The sequence below is a fragment of the Mangrovibacterium sp. genome, assembly GCF_059905295.1.
Window position 1 is genome coordinate 1 of sequence record NZ_JBZQJF010000262.1, and the last position, 2,330, is coordinate 2,330.

The 2,330-nt window shown below is 43.4% G+C and carries 3 protein-coding genes; all 3 read right to left on the reverse strand.

Going from position 1 to position 2,330, the window contains the following annotated elements; all coding sequences use genetic code 11:
* Positions 1-36: 36 nt before the first annotated feature.
* A complete protein-coding gene (locus AC37HE_RS13610) occupies positions 37-603 on the reverse strand; it encodes a Crp/Fnr family transcriptional regulator (protein WP_500783399.1) in 567 nt (188 codons plus the stop codon).
* Between the two features lie 55 nt (positions 604-658).
* A complete protein-coding gene (locus AC37HE_RS13615; protein ID WP_500783400.1) occupies positions 659-1,975 on the reverse strand; it encodes an aminotransferase class I/II-fold pyridoxal phosphate-dependent enzyme in 1,317 nt (438 codons plus the stop codon).
* Between the two features lie 128 nt (positions 1,976-2,103).
* Positions 2,104-2,330, reverse strand: a 227-nt coding sequence (locus AC37HE_RS13620; protein ID WP_500783401.1) for an NADPH-dependent FMN reductase family protein, incomplete at its 5' end; no start/stop codon positions are given.

Genomic DNA, 2,330 nt, shown 5'->3' on the forward strand with positions numbered 1-2,330 from the left:
CAAACAAGCTCAAAGCTCGTGGCGCACAGCTCGCAGCTATAATTTATAAAGTATTCGGGTTAAGATGTTGCGATGAATTCCGAGGTAAGAAGCGATATGCTGACGTTGGAGTTTTTGCGCCAGGTCGGGATAATCACCAAAAAACTTGCGGATACGCTGCTCAGCGTTCAGCGATTGAAAGGAATGTATTCGGTCCATTGCCTGTATGTAACTCTCCTCTGCCAGGATGCGTACCGTGCGTTCAAATTTATGGTTATTGTCGAGCAAGTCTTTAAATTCTTCTTTCTCAATAATGATCAGATGCGAATCTTCATAGGCTCGAATGGCTTCAGTTGAATCTTTCCCGAGCACAAATCCACGGTGATTGCTTACAATAAAATTATTGGGTGGAAAGAAAAAACGCGAAACCCATTCTGTTCCACTATCCGACAAATAAGAGGCATACAAGAGACCATCCAGAAGAATACCAATCTTGCGATTCTTCTCACCGTAATCGATAAACAGTTCTCCTTTGGGAATAATAACCGGTTCGTTTTTCAGGTTGAAGGTCTTGATCAGCTCAAGGGTGTGTTCAAATCTGGAAATGATCTTATTCTTATCCATCTTTCTGTTTTATAGCTACGCTGCCTTCAATCAGCAAGTGACAATTTAAATTGGTTTACTTTTTTGAAAAGTGTTCGTTAAACAAGCGAAGTCGTTCGCTCAATGCCGGAAACTGCTCCTTTTTTACAAACGATACGCAAGCCCTGATCCCCTCTTCTTCGCTGCCGGTGTTATCGAGTGCAATGGCACTCACACCGTAATAAAGCAAATTGGCAACCAGTTCATTTCCTGTCATTCCCGGATAACCGATTGTAAAATAAAATCCGTCGGCAATAGGAACATCCAGGTCATTCTGATAAACCAGTTTAAAACCGTTTTCAAGGAACAGTGCTTTCATTTCGTGAGCACGTTCACCATATTCCTTCACTCCGTCAACAAAATTATACTCGCCGTCGTTAACCGCTTTCAGCATGCCGGCAAGAGCCCATTGTGCAGAGTGGCTGGTTCCTGAAGACAGGGAATACAACAGTCGCAGCGTAACGATGGCTCCGAAAGTGGTGCCTTTAAAACGTTCCTGCAGATCGGGATAATCGCGGTGAAACAAAGTATCCGAAATGGCCATTATGCCAATGCGCTGACCGGCATAAGAGAATATTTTCGAACTTGAAACAAACAGAATATAATTATCGGTATAATTGGCCACACTTGGCTGGTAAGGCGGCTGTCCTGGTTTAGATAAATCCTGACGGAAATCCATTCCAAAGTAGGCCAGATCTTCCATCACGATCACATCGTATTGGGTAGCCAATTCGCCAATGATCTTTAGTTCTTCATCGTTAAAACAGATCCAGGCCGGATTATTAGGATTGGAATAAACAATTGAATGGATATTCCCTTTCGACAAATAAGTTTCCAGCTTTTCCTTCAGCTTTTCTCCTCGGTAATTGAAAACGTCAAACGTTTCATACTTCTGCCCAAGCACCATCATCTGCTGTTTCTGTACCGGAAATCCGGGATCGATAAACAACAGCGTATCTTTTTTATTGTCAACATGACCGGCAGCCATAAAAGCAACATAAGTACCCTGCATCGAGCCGGTTGTTGGGATACATGCTGCCGGTGAAATTTCAACATTCAAAAAGTTCTTAATGAATCTTGAAGCTTCATCCTTCAACGGTTTAATACCATCTACCATTGGATAAACGGCGGCCACTCCCCTGTCGAGCGCTGCTTTTTCAGCTTCAACACCAACCTGTGCAGGTGGCAAACCGGGCACGCCCATTTCCATACGGACGTACTTGAAACCACTGGCTTCCTCAACCAGGTTAACCAGGGCCAGTATTTCGCGAATAGAGGCTTTCCCAATGTCGGGTATGCGCAGTTTTTTTATGTTTTCATCGACAAGCGACTTGTCTAATGGAGAATTACTCATACTTAATCAGTTCAAAGTTCGGAGTTCAAAGTTCAGGGTAGAACCTTGATACTTGGTACCGGATTTTAGCATTAAAGCGGTTTCGCATTCATGCATTCAATCCTTCAACTCTTCAGTCCTTCAATCTTTTAAAACCCAAAATCTTCGCGGATAAGTTCGATCCAGGCTGTCACGCGTTCATTGGTCATTTCAGGTTCGAAATCTTCATCCAATGGCAAACCAATAAATTTACCATCGATAACCGCTTCCGATTCATCGTATTCGTAACCTTCGGTATCCACCTGGCCAACTAATTCAGCACCGTGTTCCATAAGTTCGCGTCCGAGTAAACCAATGTGGTCAACAAAACCGTGAG

Excerpts from the sequence above, each read along its gene's own strand:
- AC37HE_RS13610 (WP_500783399.1), bottom strand. The coding sequence starts at position 603 with ATGGATAAGAATAAGATCATTTCCAGATTTGAACACACCCTTGAGCTG.
- AC37HE_RS13615 (WP_500783400.1), bottom strand. The coding sequence starts at position 1,975 with ATGAGTAATTCTCCATTAGACAAGTCGCTTGTCGATGAAAACATAAAA.